Origin of the sequence: Parasphingorhabdus sp. (assembly GCF_039968395.1) — a bacterium.
Taxonomy (GTDB): Bacteria; Pseudomonadota; Alphaproteobacteria; order Sphingomonadales; family Sphingomonadaceae; genus Parasphingorhabdus.
Genome location: NZ_JBDVPV010000005.1, coordinates 237,803 through 256,074, shown reverse-complemented (window position 1 = coordinate 256,074; position 18,272 = coordinate 237,803). Strand labels below are relative to the sequence as shown.

Here is an 18,272-nt window from a genome sequence, read left to right as displayed (position 1 = left end):
ATGAACCGGCCCGAATGAACAGACCCGAATTGATCAGGTCAAAATTCAGACAGAGCGGATTTGTGCGGCATTGATCTGCGTCCAATTGCGCTTATATTGGACGGATTAGAGAACGAGAGCAGGAAATTTATGGCTTGGACCGACGAACGTATCGATCATCTGAAAAGAATGTGGGAAAAAGGTCTGACCGCCAGTCAGATCGCCGAAGAACTTGGCGGCGTCAGCCGCAACGCTGTGATCGGAAAAGCGCATCGTCTGGGCCTGAAATCCCGTCCTTCGCCAGTGAAAGCAAAAGCCAAAACGTCCAAAACAGCAAAGCCCGCGACCAAGCCCAAAAAACCGCCGGCCAAGTCGAAGAAGACCGGCAAGCCCAAAGTTGAACATGTTGCGCGCCGTGCGATGCCGCCGCCAACCCCGGCTGCCCGTACCCACGCGGCACAGCAATCCAAAGTACCCAAAACCGATGGCCCGAAAATCGTGTCGGTCGGTCCTGGTGGCTTCCTGCGTCAGGGTCCTGGCGATCAGCAGGCTCCGATTCCGCCCGCACCGCCCCGGCGTCTGGTTCCAGCCAAGCCGAGTGATGACATTGCAGACAAGACGAGCCTGCTGGATCTGAACGACAAGATTTGCCGCTGGCCGATGAATCACCCCGGCGAACCGGACTTTCATTTCTGCGGTGAAGAAGTCAATCCAGGCTTCCCATATTGCGTGGAACATTGCGGCCGGGCATTCCAGGCGCAATTGCCACGGGGCACCCGGCGTCCGCCTCCGCCACTGCCATTTGGCGGCCCGCGCGTCCGCTAGAATCGGTCAAAGAAGCCGTTTTTTCAAACAGTTTGGCAAGAGGCCCAACAAGCCTCTTGCCAGCGTGACTCGCACCCTCTTATAGGATCATTCATGAGCGATGATCTTTTCGGTGACGAGCCGCCAAAACAATCCAAATCCGGCGATTACGACGCCTCTGCCATTGAGGTGCTGGAGGGACTGGAACCGGTCCGCAAACGACCCGGCATGTATATTGGCGGAATCGATGAGCGCGCCCTGCACCATCTTGCCGCCGAAGTCATTGACAACAGCATGGATGAGGCCGTCGCCGGACATGCCAGTCGCATAGAAATTACGCTCGACCGCGAAAATCGCCTGACCGTGACCGACAACGGACGCGGCATACCGGTCGATCCGCATCCAAAATTTCCGGAAAAGTCGGCACTGGAAGTAATCATGACCACCCTCCACTCGGGCGGTAAATTTTCTGACAAGGCCTATGCGACATCGGGCGGCTTGCATGGTGTTGGTGTGTCGGTGGTGAACGCATTGTCATCCAGCACCATCGTGGAAGTGGCACGCAACAAGACGATCTATCGTCAGGCTTTTTCGCAGGGCAACGCAACCGGAAAACTGGAAGAAGTCGGTAGTACACCCAATCGCCGCGGAACCACGATCTCGTTCATACCGGACACAGAGATTTTTGGGGCCGGCAATAAGTTCAAACCCGCGCGGCTGTTCAAGCTCGCCCGTTCAAAAGCCTATCTGTACGCCGGTGTAGAGATTCGCTGGAAATGTGATGCGGAACAGGCGAGCGAAGACGTACCCGCCGAAGCCGTGTTCCAGTTTCCCGGCGGCCTGTCTGACCATCTTCGCGAACAACTGAGTGGCCGTGAATGTGTCACCACCGACTTTTTCTCCGGCAATCAGGATTTCCCCGACAGTGCAGGTCGCGTGGAATGGGCAATTACCTGGCCGATCTGGAGCGAAGGCAGCTATAGCTGGTATTGCAACACCATCCCGACTCCCAATGGCGGCACGCATGAAACCGGGCTTCGCAATGCTCTCGTTAAAGGGATGCGTGCATTTGGCGAGCTTGTCCAGCTGAAGAAAGCTTCGCAACTGACGGCGGATGATATTATTTCCGGCGGCGAAATGATGTTGTCCGTGTTTATCCGGGAACCGCAATTCCAGAGTCAGACGAAGGATCGACTGACGTCTCCGGAAGCAGCAAAACTGGTTGAAAGTGCAGTACGCGATCATTTTGATCACTTCCTCACGGACAATATGGATCGCGGCAAGGCGCTGCTTGGTTTTGTCATGGACCGGATGGAAGAACGGCTAAAGCGCAAGGCCGAACGCGAAGTAAAGCGCAAGACCGCGACTTCCGGGCGCAAGGTCCGCCTGCCCGGCAAGCTGACCGACTGTTCCGGAAATGACCCCGAGGGTACAGAGATTTTCATCGTCGAAGGCGACAGCGCCGGCGGATCAGCCAAACAGGCGCGCAACCGGAAAACACAAGCAATTCTACCGATCCGGGGAAAGATTCTCAACGTCGCCTCAGCCAATAGCGCCAAGATTTTCGCCAATTCGGAAATCGCGGATCTCATTCTCGCGCTGGGTTGCGGAACACGCAAAGACTGTGATCCGGACAATCTGCGCTACGAGCGGGTGATCATCATGACCGATGCCGATGTCGATGGTGCGCATATCGCGACACTGCTGATGACTTTCTTTTTTCAGGAAATGCCTGAGCTGGTACGCCAGGGTCATTTATACTTGGCCCGCCCCCCACTCTATCGACTGGGTGCAGGCGGAAAGAACCTCTATGCGCAAGACGACGAAGCGCGCGCCAAGATTGAGTCCGGCCCCTTCAAAGGCAAGAAAGTCGAAGTCAGTCGATTCAAGGGTCTGGGCGAAATGAACCCCGGTCAGTTGAAAGAAACGACAATGGATCCCGAGACGCGCTCCTTGTTCCGGGTTACACTGCCGCAGGAATATGAAGACCGCGCTGGTGTAAAAGATCTGGTCAACCGCCTGATGGGCAAGCAACCCGAACACAGATTCAACTTTATTCAAGCCAATGCCGCATCACTGGATGAGGAAGCCATTGACGCTTAAAGCAGCTCTTGGCGCATTTCTGGCGCTTGTCTTTTCGACGGTCGCTGTCGCCCAGGAAAATTCTCCAGCCCAATCCTTTGCGCAGGACTACACCCCGGTCAAAACCCGCATTGGTGATATCCGGTCTCTACTGGATGGGGACACAATCGAGAATGACGTTTTCAACGCGAATTTCCTGAACGCCGTGCCACCGGCTCAGTTTCGGGGTTTTACCCGGCAGATGCGCGAACAGCACGGTCCGGTTGAGAAAGTGGAAATTGAGCAGCTTCTGTCCCCTCATGCAGCGCGCTTGCGCATTGTTTTTCGGGACAGCATTGCATCCGGACTGATCGATGTGGAACCGGCACCGCCCCATTTTGTCGCCGGGTTGCGGATTACCGGATTTCAGTCGCGCGGCGGTTCACTAACCGAAACTTCGTCGCAGATTGCAGCATTGCCGGGTCAGCAGGGCCTGCTAATCAAAAGACTGAATGGCGATGCCGAAACACTTGTCGAGTTGAACGCCGATGACCGGTTCTCGATCGCATCGACGTTCAAACTCTACATTCTGGCAGAATTGGACAAATCTGTCCGGTCTGGTGAACGCAAATGGACCGATGTTGTTGCGCTCGGCCCAAAATCGCATCCGTCCGGCATCAGTCAAGATTGGCCGGACGCGTCGCCTGTCACTTTGCATACGCTGGCCACGTTGATGATCTCGCGCAGCGATAACAGCGCAACCGACACGTTGATCCGGGTTATCGGACAGGAAAAACTTGCCGACATTGTGCGAGCAACCGGACACAGGCAGCCTGACTGGATTTCTCCGATGCTTATGACACGCCAGTCGTCGGCGCTGAAAATGCCGCAACATCGCGCCGCGCGGGAGAGTTTCGAGACGAGCGGTGCCTCCGCACGAGCTGACCTGCTACGCCAGAAAGACAGCGAGCTGAAACTGTCAGATATTGATCCGGTAAGACTGACGAGCAAGCCCGGTTACATCGACACTATCGGTTGGTTTGCCAGTCCGGCGGACATCGTCAATCTGCTGGATTGGATTCGCTTGAACGCCAGCCCCGAAACCCGCGCAATTCTGGCGATAAACCCCGGCATCGATCCGGCGATTGCCGGTTTGCACAGCTATCTGGGTTACAAAGGCGGGTCCGAAGCCGGCGTTATGTCAATGAATTTCCTGATCAAATCGCGCAGCGGCGATGATTATGCTGTTTCTTCTCACTGGAATAATAGCGCAGACCCGCTCAATGAAGCCCGGTTTGTTGCCTTGATGACGCGAGTGGTGAATTTGCTGGCAACGCGTTAGTCAGCAGATTCCAGATACTCCACCAGCGCCTTGACCTTTTTCTGGCGCCATTGCGGGGTTGGAGCCATCAGCCAGTAGCCGCGGGAAGAAACACTGTCTTCGCCGGTAATCTCGACCCTGCCCTGTGACAAATCGCGTTGAACCAGCATTTTGGGAACCCAGGCGTAGCCAAATCCATTTGCCGCGGCTTCGATAGCAAGGCCACCATCGGCGACGCGCATCAACGTTTCTTCGCCTTCCGAAATCGGACAGCCCGGCCAGTCAATTTTCTTGCCTTCACCATTTCCCGGGGCTGCCACTTTGACGAACACCGTATCACCCAGCATCTTGCCTTCATGGTCACCCGGGCCATCCCCCAGCCAGATCGCGACATCCAGATTGGCTTCCGTAAAATCAATCTCGTTGTCCGCCGCAACCAGCGCAAAGCTGGTATCCGGATTGGCAGCTGCGAAGCCCGAAAGCCTTTCATTCAGCCACTTCTGGGTAAAATCGCGCGAAGCCGCGATGGTCAGCATATGTGACGACTGCCCTGCCTGCATCGCCCGGACAGCTTCTTCAAATTGCAGGAAACCGGACCGCAAGGCGTCAAGACCGGCCGCCGCTTCGTCCGTCAGTTCCAGTCCCTTGGGTGTCCGCCGGAACATCACCACACCCAGCATATCTTCCAGCGCGCGAATCTGTTGTCCGACCGCTGCGGGTGTCACAGCCAGTTCGTCTGCTGCACGGGTGAAGCTGAGATGGCGCGCCGCGGCATCGAGCACGCGAAGCCCGTTCAAAGGTAGATGTGTCCGTTTCATCGGATCGAAATCACGACTCTACCGTTGGCGTAACCAACGGAAATTGGGGAATACGTACTTCAAATGCTTCCGGGTCGGCCCCCACGAACATGAAATGTCCTTCCATTGCGCCGCTGGGCGTATTGAGCGGACAACCGGATACATAATCATGCGATTTTCCGGGCTGAATAATCGGCTGTTCTCCGATCACGCCTTCGCCGTCAACCTTGTGCAAGCCACCGCGCGCATCGCTGATCCGCCAGTGCCGGGTTAGCAATTGCACGGCCGTGTCCTGGTGATTTTCGATACGGATGTGATAGGCCCAGAACCAGCGCAATCCATCAATGTCGGACTGCTCGGGAAGAAAGGTAACGGACACGCGAACGGTAATGCCGTCGGTAGTTTCTGCAAAAGGAAAAAAAGACTCCATGATCGGACGATAGCGTCAAAGTCCGATCGACGAAAGAGCCTGATCAAGGTCATCAATCAAATCGGTCGGGTCTTCCAGCCCGACATTGATCCTCAACATGTCTTCCGTGATGCCAACTTCCAATCTCGCTTCCTCTGCCAGGCCGTAATGTGTGGTCGATGCCGGGTGGCACATTAGTGACCTACTATCGCCGATATTGTTCGAAATATCTATAAGTTTCAATCCGTTAAGTAGTCCATGAGCTTCCTTGCGACCACCGCCGACATAGAGAGAAAATATCGGACCTGCTGCTTCCATCTGGCTCATCGCCAGATTGTGCTGCGGATGGCTCGGCAATCCCGGATACATGATTTTGGCAACGCGTTGTTCCAGGAATTTTCCGACTTCAAGCGCATTCAATGTCTGTCGGCGAATTCTAAGGTCGAGTGTCTCAAGCCCCTTGAGTACCACCCATGCATTGAACGCACTCAACGTCGGCCCGGTGTTGCGGGTAAACGCCAGCAGGGTTTCTTCGATAAATTCTTCGGTCCCGCACACCGCGCCGGCCAGAACCCTTCCCTGGCCGTCCATCATTTTAGTGGCGCTATATGCCACAACATCGGCTCCAAATTCGATTGGCCGCTGCAGCACGTTCGTGGCGAATGCATTGTCGACAACCGTTGTGATGCCTTTGCTTTTGGCGAGATCACAAACAGCACGCAGGTCAATAACATCCATTGTCGGATTGGCCGGCGTTTCAAAAAAGAACACTTTGGTTTTCGGCGTAATCGCCTGTTCCCACAACTCAATTTCGCGCCCGTCAACAACGGTGGTTTCAATACCGAATTTCGGGAGCAACGTATCTGTCAGCCAGCGACATGATCCGAACAGCGCACGGCTGGCTACAACATGATCCCCGGCTTCAAGCTGGCACAGCAAGGCTGCGGTCATGGCTGCCATGCCGGAAGCTGTCGCCCGGCAGGCCTCTGATCCCTCCATGACGGCGATCCGTTCTTCGAGCATTTGCACCGTCGGATTCTGCAAACGGCTATAGGTCATCCCGTCCTGTTCGCCCGCAAAACGCGCCGCTGCATCTTCGGCACAATCATAAGTATAGCCCGAAGTCAGGAACAAGGCCTCCGATGTCTCGCCAAATTCAGTCCGCATGGTTCCGCTGCGCACGGCCTGGGTAGCGGATCTCCAGTTTTTTGAAATGTCGCGATTGCGCCCGGTATCTCGTTTCATGTCTGTATTCCTAATGCCTTTGGGGCTTAGCTGGCAAGCTGCGCAACAACCGCGTCACCAATTTCCGTTGTGGTCGCTTGACCGCCCAGATCAAATCCGAGGACTCCCTGCGCCAAAACCGCCGCGACCGCCTGCTCAAGGCGCAGTGCTTCCTGCTCCATTCCAAAGCTGTGCCGCAGCATCATGGCCGCAGACAATATCATCGCCGACGGGTTTGCAATCCCCTGCCCTGCAATGTCCGGAGCGCTGCCATGGATCGGTTCGTACAAGCCCCGTGTTCCGGTGCCGAGAGACGCCGATGCCAGCAAGCCAATGGAACCGACACACATGCTGGCCTGATCAGACAGGATGTCGCCGAAAATATTACCGGTCAGCATGACATCAAACTGCCCAGGTTCGCGCACCAGCTGCATCGCAGCATTGTCGACATACATGTGACTCAGTTCCACGTCCGGATAATCCGCCGCCACTTCATTGACCACCTGTCGCCAGAGCACCGATGTTTGCAGGACATTCGCCTTGTCGACCGAACAGAGCCTGCCCTTACGCCCCTGGGCCGCCTTGAAAGCGACATGCGCGATCCGGCTGATTTCATCTTCATCATAGGCCATGATGTCATAACCTTCTCGGCGCCCGGCATCATTGGTGCGTTGGCCCTTTTCACCAAAATAAACGTCACCGGTCAGTTCGCGCAGGATCAGCAGATCGATTGCACCGGCTATTTCAGGCTTGAGACCGGAAATATGCTCCAGGCCGGCAAAAGCTTTCGCAGGACGCAGATTAGCGAATAATTCCAATTCCTTGCGCAGACCCAATACCGCCTGTTCGGGTCGCAAATGAGCATCCAGATTGTCACAGTCCGGATCACCAACCGCGCCAAACAAGATGGCATCTGCCGATTTCACCAGCTCCAGCGTGGTGCCGGGCAAGGGGTGGCTATGGTTCTTGTATGCGATGCCGCCGACATCCGCATGATCATAGCGCACATCACCAAGTCCAAGCGCATCCAGAGCCCGGAGTGCTTCCGTCATAATTTCCTGACCAATGCCGTCCCCGGCCAATACCGCAATATGCATGAAACTACCTCGATTCTTCGGCCACGTCCTGCCGTGAGAAAACCGTTTAGGCAACCACCCTTTTCAGCCGGTCGATCAAAACCGAACGCGCCGCCATGACGTCATTTCTGCGATCGTCGAAAAAATGTCGTTTCAGAAAGAAGCCGGTGACTTTCAACCCATTGAAAATATCGGGCCAGTCCGGCTGATCTGCTCTTCGGAGAAATTCCGGAAGCGGCAGCAAGCGGTCCTTGTAGATTTGCCCGGCAGCAGCGCTGACCGCAGTCGCACTTCGGGGACTGACATAGATCAGATCATCCTCGGAACCAGTGACCGTGCATTTATCCAGATCTAGTCCAAAACCCAGTTCAGACAGCAGCAGCAACTCATATCGCGCCAGAGCAACGGCCCACCCCTTGGCAGACGGCGCGCTGCCAATTGCCTGCAGCAAAGCTGACAATGCCGCATATAACTGCGGATAACTCTGTTCCTCGGGCAGGACTGCTGCGGTCAGCGCGGTTGCCCAATCGAGACCCGCGCTGGGCAAGGGTTCGCCAAGATACGCCCCCCGGCTTTGCAGCAACTCCGCCGTCATCGATGCCAGCTGATCCTCGGTGCGCGCGCGATAGTCAGCCTGCACGAGGTTGGAAGGGATCAACACGGGCCGCATTGTCCGCGAACGTGCGCCGCGCACATATCCCGCCATCAACCCGTTTTCAGGAGTCAGAGAACGCACGACCGCACCATGTTCTCCGTGCGTGCGGACGGAACAGATGATGGCGGTGGTACGCAGGTTGGGCATGTTACTTCATTCTCCCCATTTCATGGAGAGGTGGCACGCCGCAGGCGTGACGGTGGGGACGTGAGTGCAACGAGCGCTGCGCGCCCGCCTCTCCGACCGGCTGCGCCGGCCACCTCCCCGCAAACAGGGAGGATAACCAAGGCCTTCACCCATGAAAATAGTCGTAGACTTTTTGTGCAACCGTTGCAGATACACCCGGAGCATTTTGCAAATCATCCAGTGATGCACTTTTCACCGCGGATGCGGTACCGAAATGCAGCAGCATTGCGCGCTTACGTGCCGGCCCTATCCCCGGTACATCGTCGAGCGAACTATGCCCTATCGCTTTCGCACGGCGGGTTCTGTGGGCGCCGATGGCAAATCTGTGCGCCTCATCGCGGAGGCGTTGGAGATAGAACAGCACCGGGCTATTCAAGGGCAGATTGATTTCACGCCCATCGGGCAAGTGGAAAGTTTCACGTCCGGCATTGCGATCCGGGCCTTTTGAGACCCCGATCATCACCACATCCTCAACACCGATTTCTGCCAGGGCTTGTTTGGCCGCAGTCATCTGCCCCTTGCCGCCATCGATCAGCACCAGATCTGGCCATTCGCCTTTTTCACGCCCCGGGTCTTCTTTCTGAGCGCGCGAAAAGCGCCGCTCCAGCACTTCGCGCATCATGGCAAAGTCATCGCCTGGTTCGATATCCGGGTTTTTGATGTTGAATTTTCGATAGGCATTTTTGCGGAAACCTTCTGGTCCCGCAACCACCATACCCCCGACCATATTGGTGCCCTGAATATGGCTGTTATCGTATATTTCAATACGATCCGGAACCCCGTCCAATTCCAGCAAATCAACCATTTCCCGCATGATTTTGGCTTGGGTCGATGATTCAGCAAGCCTGCGATCCAGCGCCTCGGTGGCATTCCTGCTCGCCTGTTCCAGCAGTTTGCGGCGGTCACCGCGCTGGGGTCTCGACACGCCAACTTTATATTCCGCCTTTGTGCTCAGCGCTTCGGCCAGCAACGCGTCATCGGGCAGTTCACGGTCAAGCAGCACCAGTTTGGGTGGTGGCATGCGATCATAAAATTGCATCAGAAAGCTGGAGAAAACCTCTTCAATTTCCACATTGCTCGTATGGGCTGGAAAGAAGCTGCGATGGCCCCAATTTTGGCCGCCTCTGATAAAGAAAGCCTGAATGCAAACCGTGGATCCTTTCGACGCCAACGCAAAGATATCTGCATCCGGCAACCCTGCCGCATTTACTGCCTGATTACCTTGTATGAAGGTCAGCGCTTTCAAACGATCGCGGTAAACGGCGGCCATCTCGAAATCCATGCCGTCGGATGCCTTTTGCATCTGTTCGCCAAGCTTGCCCTGCACTTCAGTGGACTTTCCGGAGAGAAAGTTGCGGCTGTCCTCGACCAATTCGGCATAATCATCCTTACTGATCCGATTGACACAAGGGGCCGAGCAACGCTTGATTTGATACAATAAACAGGGCCGCGAACGATTGTTGAAGAAACTGTCAGTGCAGGACCGCAAAAGAAACAGTTTTTGCAACGCATTGAGAGTTTCATTCACCGATCCGGCACTGGCAAAGGGACCGAAATATTTTCCCTTGAAGCGTTGCGCACCGCGATGCTTCATTATCCGCGGAAAATCATGGTCTTCGCGTAACAGGATGAACGGGAAACTCTTATCGTCGCGCAGCAGCACATTATAGGCTGGCCGGAATTTCTTGATCAGCTGTGCCTCCAGCAACAGCGCCTCTGCCTCACTGCCCGTCGTGACGATCGTCATTGAGCGGGTTTGAGCGACCATCCGGAGCAGACGTTGCGGCAGGCGTGCCATCTGGACATAGCTGCCAACGCGGTTCTTCAGGGATTTTGCCTTGCCGACGTAAAGCACATCGCCGCGCTTGTCCTGCATGCGGTATACGCCGGGTCGATTGGGCAGTGTTTTCAGTGTCTCGCTAATTGCGGCCATACCGGCTTCCAGGTCCGGCGTTTCTCCATCGCCGCGCACGACATGCGTCGCTTTTTCCTCGTTAAAGCGAGAGGCCGCATTGGGCTGATCGGGGCGGTCGGCTTTGGACATGCTGTTGGTCATAAAAAAAGGCGCCGGGTTTGACCAGCGCCTTCGATAAAACGGATGAAATCAGGTTCAGTTCAGCGCGTTGCCGATATCGCCAATGGCCTTGTCGACCTGTTCCTTGTCGGCTGCGGCATCATGTTGCGCCACGATCAGCGCCTCAGCTGCGATCGTCGCTGCGCTGGCGGCTTTCGCACGGACAGATGCAATTGCCGAGCGCTCCGCTGCGGCAATTTTTTCTTCAGCCATTTTCTTGCGCCGGGCAACAAGTGCCTTGGTATCGACGGTTGCCTGTTCAACGAGCGCTTCAGCTTCTTTTTCTGCGCTTGCCATCAAAGCTTCTGCTTCCGCCTGTGCTCCGGCGGTTTTTGCTTCATATTCAGCTTTGAGCGCTTCCGCTTCCTTGCGAAGGTTCGCAGCCTCATCCAGCGTCTTCTTGATTTCGGCAATCTGCTTGTCGAGCATGCCGCCAACGATAGACGGCACTTTTGCCCAGAGCAGGATACCGAACACGATCAGCATGCCCACGGCTACCCAGGCGGTCGCATTCAAACCCAGAGCGGTAGCTTCTGTGCCTTCTGCCAGGATCGATAATAGCATGGTCTATCTCCTTCAGCAGGCGCCTAGAAAGCGGCCTTGACCGCCTTTTTAGCCTGAGCTGCAGTCACCTTGGTGCCCGAAACCGTTGCGACGATATCTTTCGCCGCTTCGGCTGCAACCGATTCAATTTCCGTCAATGCCGTCGCCGTCGCAGCCTTCAACGCCGCGTCTGCCTCTTCGGCTTTCTTCGCGATTGAAGTGTCCGCGCGCTTGACCGCAGCTTCGTTCTTCTTCGCGGCCCCGGCCTTCGCCTCGTTGACTTTGCTTACAGCATCCGATTTCGCATTGTTGATCGACGTGCGATAATCTTCCTCAATTTGCTCGGCACGATCCTGCGCAGACTGCGCCGCAGCCAGATCGTCCGTAATACGCTTTTGGCGATCATCCACGGTCTTGCTGATCTTGGGCACCATATTCTTCGCAATGAAGAAATAGATGATTCCGATAACGATCAGCAGCCAGAAAAACTGGCTACCATAAACTTCCATAAGTTGAGCAATTTGAGGCATTATTCACCCGTTAGTTCAAAACGCGAAACCGGCAGTTTGTCGAGGCGGCCACCATGGTGGTGGCACCGCCCCGGACAAAATCTAGATTCAGGCAGCTGGTGGTGCGTAAAGAATGATCATCGCAACAGCAAAAGCGATCAGACCGAGCAATTCAGCAGCCGCGAAGCCGATGAAGAGACGTCCCTGCTGGCCGTCTGCCGCAGATGGATTACGCAAAGCGCCTTCAAGGAAGGAACCGAAAACATTACCAACACCGGTTGCAGCGGCTCCAACACCGATTGCAGCAAGGCCAGCGCCGATTACTTGTGCAGAAGAGAGATCCATTTTTTAACTCCGTATTGTAAATATAGTTATTGAAAGTGACTTAGTGAAGGTTTTCCGCATCGTTGATGTACAGCGATGTGAGAAGAGCGAAAACATAGGCCTGAATGGCGCAAACCAGCAATTCCAGCGCGCTGACAAAAGCGATGAAAACGATGCTGAGAATGGCGACCAATATACTGGCCCCGCCAGCATCAATCGCCTGAATAACGAAATTGGCGAACACCTTGATCAGGATGTGACCGGCGATCATCGCAACGAACAAACGTAGCGCAAGGCTGAACGGGCGCACCATGAAGGAAAGCAGTTCGACCATGAAGATCAAGGGGATCATCGGCAACGGCGTACCGTGCGGGATGAAGAGGCTGAAAAACTTGAGTTTATGCTTCCAGAAACCAACAATCAGAACGATCGAGAAGCTGATTACCGCCAGCAGTCCGGTCACCGTAAACTGGCTGGTCACCGTAAACGGGTGAATTCCGGGAATAATTCCCAGTGGCATCATACCGAGCAGGTTCGCGAACAGGATGAACATAAACAGCGTGAACACCCAGGGTGTATATTTTTTGCCCGCAGGGCCAATGCTTGTCGCGATGATATTATCAACAAAACCGACAACACCTTCGACCATTATCTGCCAGCGACCGGGAACAAGCTCGCGCTTCATTCCGCCCATCATGAAAAGATAGATCAAGCCAAGGACAATAAACATCCAAAGCGCGCTATTGGTGAAACTGATCTGTTGCCCAAACAATTCGAAACCGCCGATAATCGGCTCGATTTCAAATTGGCTCATTGGATCAATTTTGCCTTCTTCAGCCACTGATATAACCCCTGATCTTCAATCATCTTCATCGGTTATTGCCGTACCGATATCTTTTACCGGCAGGCTCGAAATCTTGTAGATCCTCCAGAACGCCGTTCCAATCCCCAGGAAAAAGAACGACAAGAGGAACAATGGCGATGTTCCAAACAGATTGTCTAAAATCCAACCTATTCCAAAACCGACGACCACACCTCCGATCAAATAACTTAGCACCCGCAATCCGAGCTGCTGATTTTCATCAGGGCTGCGACTGCGTTGCTTAGCTTTAATCCGCTCTCTGTTTTGTGCTTTTTCCAACCGCTCTTCCAGCGACGAAACTCGCACATCTTCTTCGAGTGGATCCTGATCAGATTCGCTTGCTGCCATTTTCAACCTTTCAAATCCCCGTAGAGTGCAAGAAAGAGCCATAAATCACAGCAGGCCGACCCGCCAAGGCGCGGTCCGTTTAGGAAAGCGCGCGCGTCAAGTCAACAGTCATGCTGCATTGCAGAAAAACCATGGTTTTTGAGCAGGACATTCAAGCCAAATGAACGCCGCACGGGCGGTTCAACGGCGGGACATTTTCAGGGACCCGTCTCATCACAAACAGGAGCTTTTCCACAGAGTTGCGGAGAAACCCGACGATATTCGTCGATATCGGTTTCCTGCGCATAAATTTGCCCGAGCCTGTTTGTTGCAAATCGACGAAAAACCGATATAAAACAGAAATGAAACATGCTGGCCGTCCGCGTCGGCAAAGAAATGACCACTGGAGATATTGATGCATTTTTCCCTTGTCCTGCTAGCTTCGACCGCAATAATTCAGCCCGAAACATCTCCAGAAAACACCCGACCCGCAGCCGAACAGGAAATTGCAGTCCCTGTTGTCGTTGAATTCAAAGTCAAGGAAAAGAAAAAGATAACCGACAAAAGGCATCCCGACTATGTGAGATGCCGCTCGAGACCTGTCATTGGGTCCTTGGCGAAAAAGACGCGTGTTTGCATGACAAATCAGGAATGGAAAGTCGCAAACCGTGAAGGCAGCAAGCGTTCAAGAGAGATGGTTGAAGATCTGCAGGTCGGAATGAACAACAACGGATCGTAAGTCCGAAGCTAGGCGGCCTTCCAGGAATCCGTGGTGTAAAAGGCCGGGACTGCAGCAATTGCCTGAGTCTGGTTGTTTTCCGGATAGAAATCATTCGGCAAATTGGGAACAGGCATTCCCGCGGCTGCGACCAAATAGGGCGATACACGCGTTCTGGTGCATAAGCCGCCGTTTCCGTCATCAACCAACCGCTGGTCAAACTCGAGCCCTTGCTGCTGCCCCATTGATCGCCGGACCGTGGAAACGGCAATCTGGCCATCACCAAAGTCGACCACAAATCGCGTCCCCACCGGAACATCAACAATTCCTTCGATCAGGGCTCCGGTTTTCGAAATATTGCGAACCATGGCTGGATAACAACTATTCTCGTGCACGATATTGACCTTGCGGAACATCGAATGCCTGTCGCTCCGGTGCTTGGCAGGTCCGGTTGGCACAAGCACCCAGTCACCAGCCTGAATCCGTTCGCACAGATCTTCATTTTGCACAGGCATGCTGTAAACATAGCCCTGAACATGGCTGACCTTCAATTCGCGGATCCAGTCCAGTTCGTCCAGCGCTTCAATTCCTTCTGCGGTGGTTTCCATATCCAGCGCCTCGGCCAGCGCTACGATCGCGGCAATAATCGCGCCGTTACGAGAACCGGGTTCGGTTGCGCCCCGGACGAAACTTTGGTCGATCTTGATCTTGTCAAATGGGGCGGTTTGCAAATAGCTGAGCGATGAATAGCCCGTGCCAAAATCGTCGAGTGCCAATCTGACGCCGATTTCCTTCAGCGCGCAGAACATTTCTTCGGTTTCCTGAGATTCGCCCAGAAATACACTTTCCGTAATCTCGAGCTCCAGACGGTCTGGACGAAGCCCCGATGTTTTCAATGCCTGCTTCACCAGATTTGGTAGCTGATCATCCGCAAACTGTATCGGCGACACATTAACTGCAACACGAATATCACCTGGCCATTGCGCCGCATCATCACACGCTTTTCGAAGAGCCCATTCTCCCAGCGGACCGATGAGATTTGCATCCTCTGCTATCGGAATAAACAGCCCTGGCGAAATCGGACCGCGCTCCCCGTGATTCCATCGCATCAGGGCTTCAAAGCCCGTGACCGTGTTATTTTTCGCGTTTACGATTGGTTGGTAGAACAAGGTCAACTCGTCTTTCGACAAGGCATCCCGAAGATCCTCTTCCAGCATTCTGCGGTCTTCTGCAGCCTGCTGAAGGTCTTGTGAGAAAAACTGGAATCGGCCACGTCCGGCCCCTTTTGCAGCATAAAGTGCAAGATCTGCGCTCCGGACCAGTTCCTCTGAATTCATGCCATCGAACGGGGCAATTGCAACACCCACCGATGCGCCAATAATGCACCGACTGCCTTCAATGGTGTAAGGCTGGGAAAGGGAAGAAATAATCGTATTGGCGAGCTCGCCCAGATTTCCGCGATCTTCCCAGTCCGGCAACAAGATCTGGAATTCATCTCCCCCTAGGCGGCTTACTTCACCAAATTCGCCAACTGCCCGTGTCAGACGCTTGGCGACATGTTTAAGTAACTGATCGCCGGCGGGATGTCCGAGAGTATCGTTGACGATCTTGAACCGGTCCAGGTCCAGCAGCATGACCGAACATGTCCGCTTTTGCTGGGTAAAGGCTGTCAGAGTTGACTCCAGCTTCTTCGACATGGACGCCCGGTTCGAAAGTCCGGTCAATGAATCGAACATCGCCATGCGCGCTGTGTCTTCCACGGACTGACGCTGAGCCGTTACGTTGGTGCCGCTGCCGCGAAAACCCGTAAACTCACCGGCCTTGTCAAACTGGGGACTACCTGAAACAGCCCACCAGCATTTTTCGTCTTTCTTTGTCGCTGCCTGCAATTGCAGCTCCATGAATTTTGTCTGTTTGGTCAGCAGGAACGGCAATGTCCTCTGATTATCCGCATTTTGCTCAACACCCACAAAAAGCTGGGTAAATGGCGTGCCGACCAGCTCCTTGGCGGTCTTGTCCAGAACCTGCGCAACGGATTCGGTCAGATAGGTCAGATTTCCATCCGGGTCAGTTGACCAGAACCAGCCTTGCCGTGTTTCCTCGTAATTCTGCAGTAAAAGCAGGGCTTCCTTGGTTTTGATGCTGGGCGGAGCCGGAGTTTCCACATCGGTCTGTTTAGTTAGCCGGGAAGTCATCCGCTCGAAAAAATTCTTCGGATCATCAACGGATGACTCCGTCCCGTCCAAATTTTCAAACTGGGAATGATCTTGCTTCATTTCGACTTCTTGTTGCTGCCTTCTCCCGCACCATACCGACGATAAGTAAGAAAATGATGAACGCCGTGGTCTGAGGGACAATTTCCGGTGCCGCCGCTGTACAGAAAACTGCAGAAAGCCCATTTAGCAGAACAAAAACCGGCTAACAGGTTCACCAAAAACCGCGGCTTGACCGAATTGGAACGTAGGATTTTACATTTTTCCGAAAAAGGATAAGCTGTCTGAAAAGGGGCCGCAAAGATAAGACGTTTTTGCCAAGCAAAGAGGGGGGCGATGATGTCTGGATTTTGGACTTTTTTCCTGGCGGCACTGTCCGCATTGGCTGTGCCAATGGCTGCAAGTGCCCAGGAGCCAAAGTCGATCAATCTTGAAAATTGTATTTCTTCGGAATGCAAAGACATTGCTACCATGCGTTCGAAATTGTCATCTGAATTTGTCACCATCGCGCTGGCAGATTCGCTGATCGAAGTTAAGCCGAAGATCGAGACCGCTCTCGACCGCAACCCCAATATTCGCATTGCGACATCGAAAAGCGACGCGAAATATTTGCTCGCACGCTATCCCGATTTTCCCGACACCTTGCTTTTGGTTGATATAGATTTCCATTTTCCCGATACCGGATCTCCTCAACGGTTTGACCGTGCGGAAGAATATATTGCCGAGTTATATTATCAGTATGCATTGACATTTCCGACGCCATGGGTCTCGCAAGTGCCGCTTATTGTCGGCAATCTCGACGACGGCAGTTTTGAAAAGAGTTTGCAAACAGAGGCGCAGAAGATTCTGTGGCTGCGGCAGTTGCTGGAAAAAGCCAACCAGAATCCATTGCCAAAGATCAAGACCTCGATAAGCAATTTGGGCCAGATCTGCTCTCCCGATGCTGGCCATGATTGTTGGGGCCGCTATTCACTTGCGGCAGAAAACACAGGAGATAGCGAGCGATATGTAGCCATTGTCCGCTTTGATAACGAGAATGGCAGCAGCATATTGCGGCCTCTCAACCGGAACCAACAGCGCGCACTGCGCCCGGGTGCAATCGAAATTCGTGATGGGATCAGCAGTGCGACGGGCACCGATCTGAGGCCGGACCCATCCAAAACCTATGTGTACATCACCATATCATCCGACCGGCCCATTGATCCCGATATGTTGGTTCCGACAGATGGAATAATGCCACGAATTCCTGACAACTGGAGAGTATCGGCGCATTCTCCTGGTTTGTCTGTTGAAAGTGGCGGTGGCGGGTACGTCGCCCCGCCACTGACAGCGCCCTGGCAAGTCCAACTCTATTCAACGATTAATCAGACCCCCGGATCGCTGCGTGCCAATACAATCTTAAGCAGAACCGATTGGAAGCTATATGAAAAAACCCACCGTTGCGGAGGAACGTTGATCGCCAAAAATGTGGTACTGACGGCCGCACATTGTATTGCCAACAAACCGTTTTCGGGATCGACTGCAGCACGGCAGAGTGTCCTCAAATTTCGTCGAATAAAACTGGGAACCCAGAATTTGAAATATGGCGGAACGACAATGGCGATCGATTCGATTGTTGTGCATAAAAACTACAAGCCGGGCGGACACACCAATGACATCGCGCTGATCAGGATCAAACCGGATCACAGCACTGTCTCGAAAATCATGAAAAAAGCAAAGTCGATTGGATTGCCGACTGAACGGGTTCGAAGTAACAGCAGGGTGAGCTGGTACGGATGGGGTGTGATGGAGGAAGTTACCGGTTCGAACACCCGCTTGACAAGCGCTGGAGGAGCACAGCGAAACCCCGCCGCGCTGCGGTTTGGAGAAATGGATATCCTCACCCGCAGGCTGTGCCAGAAACGACCCGGCTATGGCAGAAAAGTAACAAAATACATGTTGTGCGCAGTAACACCGAAAAACTCGAGCGCAGCCAGAGAGGGACGGCGGATTTTTACTTGTCTGGGCGATAGCGGCGGACCGATTATCGGCTACGAGGGTGGAAAAAAGGTACAAGTCGGCATAATCTCCTGGGCTGTCGGATGCGGCGCAAATGACAATCCATCGGTATCAGCTTATGTCTATCCATATCTGAGATGGATTGCGGTTGCCAAAACGAAATTTAAATCTGGCCGGGTCATTCCGCTATAA

General features: G+C 54.0%; 18 protein-coding genes. 5 read left to right on the top strand and 13 right to left on the bottom strand.

Features of this window, described 5'->3' with window-relative positions:
- Positions 1 to 129 precede the first annotated feature (129 nt).
- From ABJI30_RS11935 to ABJI30_RS11925, 3 genes are all read left to right on the top strand, one after another.
- Complete coding sequence (locus ABJI30_RS11935; RefSeq protein WP_348016918.1) at positions 130 to 804, top strand: GcrA family cell cycle regulator; 675 nt, start codon at positions 130 to 132, stop codon at positions 802 to 804.
- 93 nt (positions 805 to 897) lie between these two features.
- Positions 898 to 2,886, top strand: a complete 1,989-nt coding sequence (gene parE, locus ABJI30_RS11930) for a DNA topoisomerase IV subunit B (protein WP_348016917.1) — start codon at positions 898 to 900, stop codon at positions 2,884 to 2,886.
- Positions 2,876 to 4,186: a serine hydrolase gene (locus ABJI30_RS11925; protein ID WP_348016916.1), complete on the top strand. Its 1,311-nt coding sequence runs from the start codon at positions 2,876 to 2,878 to the stop codon at positions 4,184 to 4,186. Before parE ends, ABJI30_RS11925 begins: the two co-directional genes overlap by 11 nt.
- Here the strand turns inward: ABJI30_RS11925 and ABJI30_RS11920 are convergent.
- The 11 genes from ABJI30_RS11920 to ABJI30_RS11870 form a co-directional block, all read right to left on the bottom strand.
- Complete coding sequence (locus ABJI30_RS11920; RefSeq protein WP_348016915.1) at positions 4,183 to 4,983, bottom strand: LysR family transcriptional regulator; 801 nt, start codon at positions 4,981 to 4,983, stop codon at positions 4,183 to 4,185. The two genes, ABJI30_RS11925 and ABJI30_RS11920, sit on opposite strands and share 4 nt — an antisense overlap.
- A 10-nt stretch (positions 4,984 to 4,993) precedes the next feature.
- Positions 4,994 to 5,392 carry a Co2+/Mg2+ efflux protein ApaG gene (apaG, locus tag ABJI30_RS11915; protein ID WP_348016914.1) on the bottom strand — a complete coding sequence of 133 codons (399 nt, stop codon included), beginning with the start codon at positions 5,390 to 5,392 and terminating at the stop codon, positions 4,994 to 4,996.
- Positions 5,393 to 5,407: 15 nt separating this feature from the next.
- A complete protein-coding gene (locus tag ABJI30_RS11910) occupies positions 5,408 to 6,616 on the bottom strand; it encodes an aminotransferase class I/II-fold pyridoxal phosphate-dependent enzyme (RefSeq protein ID WP_348016913.1) in 1,209 nt (402 codons plus the stop codon).
- Positions 6,617 to 6,642: 26 nt separating this feature from the next.
- Positions 6,643 to 7,692, bottom strand: a complete 1,050-nt coding sequence (gene leuB / locus ABJI30_RS11905; protein WP_348016912.1) for a 3-isopropylmalate dehydrogenase — start codon at positions 7,690 to 7,692, stop codon at positions 6,643 to 6,645.
- 46 nt (positions 7,693 to 7,738) lie between these two features.
- A complete protein-coding gene (gene recO, locus ABJI30_RS11900; protein ID WP_348016911.1) occupies positions 7,739 to 8,473 on the bottom strand; it encodes a DNA repair protein RecO in 735 nt (244 codons plus the stop codon).
- Between the two features lie 145 nt (positions 8,474 to 8,618).
- Entirely contained in the window at positions 8,619 to 10,556 is a 1,938-nt protein-coding gene (gene uvrC, locus ABJI30_RS11895; protein ID WP_348016910.1) for an excinuclease ABC subunit UvrC, read from the bottom strand.
- Positions 10,557 to 10,622: 66 nt separating this feature from the next.
- Entirely contained in the window at positions 10,623 to 11,150 is a 528-nt protein-coding gene (locus tag ABJI30_RS11890) for a F0F1 ATP synthase subunit B (RefSeq protein ID WP_348016909.1), read from the bottom strand.
- 23 nt (positions 11,151 to 11,173) lie between these two features.
- Positions 11,174 to 11,659, bottom strand: coding sequence for an ATPase (locus ABJI30_RS11885; protein WP_348016908.1), 486 nt, complete (start codon positions 11,657 to 11,659; stop codon positions 11,174 to 11,176).
- Between the two features lie 87 nt (positions 11,660 to 11,746).
- Entirely contained in the window at positions 11,747 to 11,983 is a 237-nt protein-coding gene (locus tag ABJI30_RS11880; protein ID WP_074205680.1) for a F0F1 ATP synthase subunit C, read from the bottom strand.
- A 40-nt stretch (positions 11,984 to 12,023) separates the two neighbouring features.
- Positions 12,024 to 12,776, bottom strand: coding sequence for a F0F1 ATP synthase subunit A (locus tag ABJI30_RS11875; protein ID WP_348016907.1), 753 nt, complete (start codon positions 12,774 to 12,776; stop codon positions 12,024 to 12,026).
- Between the two features lie 45 nt (positions 12,777 to 12,821).
- On the bottom strand, positions 12,822 to 13,172 hold the full coding sequence (locus ABJI30_RS11870; RefSeq protein ID WP_348016906.1) for an AtpZ/AtpI family protein: 351 nt from the start codon (positions 13,170 to 13,172) through the stop codon (positions 12,822 to 12,824).
- Positions 13,173 to 13,566: 394 nt separating this feature from the next.
- Here ABJI30_RS11870 and ABJI30_RS11865 point away from each other — a divergent pair, with 394 nt between their 5' ends.
- Positions 13,567 to 13,890: a hypothetical protein gene (locus ABJI30_RS11865; RefSeq protein WP_348016905.1), complete on the top strand. Its 324-nt coding sequence runs from the start codon at positions 13,567 to 13,569 to the stop codon at positions 13,888 to 13,890.
- An 8-nt stretch (positions 13,891 to 13,898) separates the two neighbouring features.
- Here the strand turns inward: ABJI30_RS11865 and ABJI30_RS11860 are convergent, their stop codons facing one another.
- Both ABJI30_RS11860 and ABJI30_RS11855 read right to left on the bottom strand, forming a co-directional pair.
- Positions 13,899 to 16,145, bottom strand: a complete 2,247-nt coding sequence (locus ABJI30_RS11860) for an EAL domain-containing protein (protein WP_348016904.1) — start codon at positions 16,143 to 16,145, stop codon at positions 13,899 to 13,901.
- Complete coding sequence (locus tag ABJI30_RS11855; protein ID WP_348025438.1) at positions 16,142 to 16,555, bottom strand: hypothetical protein; 414 nt, start codon at positions 16,553 to 16,555, stop codon at positions 16,142 to 16,144. The genes ABJI30_RS11860 and ABJI30_RS11855 overlap by 4 nt, the downstream gene beginning before the upstream one ends.
- Here ABJI30_RS11855 and ABJI30_RS11850 point away from each other — a divergent pair.
- A complete protein-coding gene (locus ABJI30_RS11850; protein WP_348025437.1) occupies positions 16,554 to 18,272 on the top strand; it encodes a serine protease in 1,719 nt (572 codons plus the stop codon). The genes ABJI30_RS11855 and ABJI30_RS11850 overlap by 2 nt on opposite strands.

Bases quoted from the DNA above. Each gene is read 5' to 3' on its own strand.
- ABJI30_RS11865 (WP_348016905.1), top strand. From the start codon at position 13,567: ATGCATTTTTCCCTTGTCCTGCTAGCTTCGACCGCAATAATTCAGCCC.
- ABJI30_RS11880 (WP_074205680.1), bottom strand. From the start codon at position 11,983: ATGGATCTCTCTTCTGCACAAGTAATCGGCGCTGGCCTTGCTGCAATC.
- leuB (WP_348016912.1), bottom strand. From the start codon at position 7,692: ATGCATATTGCGGTATTGGCCGGGGACGGCATTGGTCAGGAAATTATG.
- ABJI30_RS11910 (WP_348016913.1), bottom strand. From the start codon at position 6,616: ATGAAACGAGATACCGGGCGCAATCGCGACATTTCAAAAAACTGGAGA.
- ABJI30_RS11920 (WP_348016915.1), bottom strand. From the start codon at position 4,983: ATGAAACGGACACATCTACCTTTGAACGGGCTTCGCGTGCTCGATGCC.
- apaG (WP_348016914.1), bottom strand. From the start codon at position 5,392: ATGGAGTCTTTTTTTCCTTTTGCAGAAACTACCGACGGCATTACCGTT.
- ABJI30_RS11885 (WP_348016908.1), bottom strand. From the start codon at position 11,659: ATGCCTCAAATTGCTCAACTTATGGAAGTTTATGGTAGCCAGTTTTTC.
- ABJI30_RS11935 (WP_348016918.1), top strand. From the start codon at position 130: ATGGCTTGGACCGACGAACGTATCGATCATCTGAAAAGAATGTGGGAA.
- ABJI30_RS11850 (WP_348025437.1), top strand. From the start codon at position 16,554: ATGCGTTCGAAATTGTCATCTGAATTTGTCACCATCGCGCTGGCAGAT.
- ABJI30_RS11875 (WP_348016907.1), bottom strand. From the start codon at position 12,776: ATGAGCCAATTTGAAATCGAGCCGATTATCGGCGGTTTCGAATTGTTT.
- ABJI30_RS11890 (WP_348016909.1), bottom strand. From the start codon at position 11,150: ATGCTATTATCGATCCTGGCAGAAGGCACAGAAGCTACCGCTCTGGGT.
- parE (WP_348016917.1), top strand. From the start codon at position 898: ATGAGCGATGATCTTTTCGGTGACGAGCCGCCAAAACAATCCAAATCC.
- ABJI30_RS11870 (WP_348016906.1), bottom strand. From the start codon at position 13,172: ATGGCAGCAAGCGAATCTGATCAGGATCCACTCGAAGAAGATGTGCGA.
- ABJI30_RS11855 (WP_348025438.1), bottom strand. From the start codon at position 16,555: ATGGTAGCAATGTCTTTGCATTCCGAAGAAATACAATTTTCAAGATTG.
- ABJI30_RS11860 (WP_348016904.1), bottom strand. From the start codon at position 16,145: ATGAAGCAAGATCATTCCCAGTTTGAAAATTTGGACGGGACGGAGTCA.
- recO (WP_348016911.1), bottom strand. From the start codon at position 8,473: ATGCCCAACCTGCGTACCACCGCCATCATCTGTTCCGTCCGCACGCAC.
- uvrC (WP_348016910.1), bottom strand. From the start codon at position 10,556: ATGTCCAAAGCCGACCGCCCCGATCAGCCCAATGCGGCCTCTCGCTTT.